The organism is Pseudomonas pichavaramensis, assembly GCF_050473265.1.
Classification (GTDB): domain Bacteria; phylum Pseudomonadota; class Gammaproteobacteria; order Pseudomonadales; family Pseudomonadaceae; genus Aquipseudomonas.
In genome coordinates this window covers 1-1,840 of sequence record NZ_JBJKFJ010000032.1, presented here as the reverse complement: position 1 = coordinate 1,840, position 1,840 = coordinate 1, and the positions used below count along the sequence as shown (strand labels likewise).

Annotated in this window: 2 protein-coding genes; both read right to left on the bottom strand. The window is 64.1% G+C overall.

The window, feature by feature from the left end; translation table 11 throughout:
* Positions 1 to 1,232: C4-dicarboxylate TRAP transporter large permease protein DctM (dctM, locus tag ACJRW5_RS24880; RefSeq protein ID WP_484573136.1), on the bottom strand; the 1,232-nt coding region annotated here is incomplete at its 3' end.
* Positions 1,232 to 1,840 (bottom strand): TRAP transporter small permease (locus ACJRW5_RS24875; RefSeq protein ID WP_484573135.1); only part of this gene is annotated, 609 nt, incomplete at its 5' end. The genes ACJRW5_RS24875 and dctM, both read right to left, overlap by 1 nt.

Below are 1,840 nucleotides of genomic sequence, written 5' to 3'. Positions count from 1 at the left end.
GTGATCACCAGCAGGAAGCTGATCAGCATCATCAGCCACGGCAGCGCCGCGCGGATGACCGAGGTCAGCGGCATGCCGGTCACCGCCGAGGTGACGAACAGGTTCAGGCCCACTGGCGGGGTGATCAGGCCGATCTCCATGTTCACCACCATGATGATGCCCAGGTGGATCGGGTCGATGCCCAACTGCACGGCGATCGGGAACAGGATCGGCGCCAGGATCAGGATGATCGCCGACGGCTCCATGAAGGCACCGGCGATCAGCAGCACGATGTTCACCACCAGCAGGAACTGCCACGGCTGCAGGCCCAGCTCCACCACCCAGGCGGTGATCTGCTGCGGGATCTGCTCGGTGGTCAGCACGTGAGCGAAGAGCATGGCGTTGGCGATGATGAACATCAGCATGATGGTCAGCTTGCCGGACTCCAGCAGCACCTTCGGGCACTCGCGGATGGTCAGGTCCTTGTACACGAACAGGGCGACGAAGCCGGCGTACACCGCGGCTACAGCAGCGGCCTCGGTCGGGGTGAACATGCCGGTGTAGATACCGCCGAGGATGATCACCATCAGCAGCAGGCCCCAGAAGGCCTCGCGCGCCGAGCGCAGCCACTCGCGGAAGCTGGCACGCGGCAGCGCTGGCAGCTTCTTGATCCGCGCAACCACGTAGATGGCGATCATCAGCACCAGGCCGAGCAGCACGCCCGGGATCACCCCGGCCATGAACAGCTTGCCCACCGACTGCTCGGTGGCGGCGGCGTACACCACCATGACGATCGACGGCGGAATCAGGATGCCCAGGGTACCGGCGTTACAGACGATGCCGGCGCCGAACGCCTGCGGGTAACCGGAACGGACCATGCCGGCGATGGCGATGGAGCCGACGGCGGCAACCGTGGCCGGCGACGAGCCGGACAGTGCGGCGAACAGCATGCACGCCAGCACCGCGCCGATGGCCAGGCCGCCACGAATGTGGCCGACGCAGGCGTTGGCGAAGTCGATCAGGCGGCGGGCCACGCCGCCAGTGGTCATGAACGCACCGGAGAGCAGGAAGAACGGGATCGCCAGCAGGGTGTAGTGCTCGCTGGTTTCGAACAGCTTGATCGCCAGCGAACGCACCGAGTCGGGGCTGAACAGCATGATGGTGATCGAGCCGGCCAGACCGAGCGAGGCGGCGATCGGCACGCCGATGAACATCAGCAGGAACAGCAGCAGGAAGAGGAACAGAACGGTCATTATTTGGCCTCCTCGTGCTCATTGACCTTCAGGGCGTCGGCGGCTTCGTCAGCCAGGCCAAGGCCGGTCTGCTGGTTGCGCAGAATGCGCACGAGAATTTCCAGGAAGCGGATAAACACCATGGCGTAGCCGAAGGGCACGATCATGCCGATGTGCCATTGCTGGATGCCGTAGTGGCCGAGGTCTTCGGCACCGATGCCGGCGATGAACAGGGTACGCACCCAGTCGAAACTGCCGACGGCGATCAGGCCGGCGTAGCCCAGGCAGCACAGGCAGGCGATCACACCGATGATGCGCTGAATGCCACGCGGAGCGAGCTTGACCAGGGCATCGACGCCAATGTGGCCGGCGGTGCGCACGCCGTAGGCCAGGCCGAAGAAGATCAGCCAGCCGAACAGCGCCTTGGTCAGCGCGTTGCTCCAGGTCATGGCCTGGGCCATGTCGAGGATGGCGTCACCGATACCCAGCAGGGCTTCATTGCCGCCGAAATAGTCACCCAGCCAGTAGAACAGGGTGTAGAAGTTGTTGAGGATCACGTAAACGAAGGTGATCAGGGTCATGGCAGCCAGAAGAAAGGCGATGAAGCCTTCCTCGAAGTGCTCCCAGGC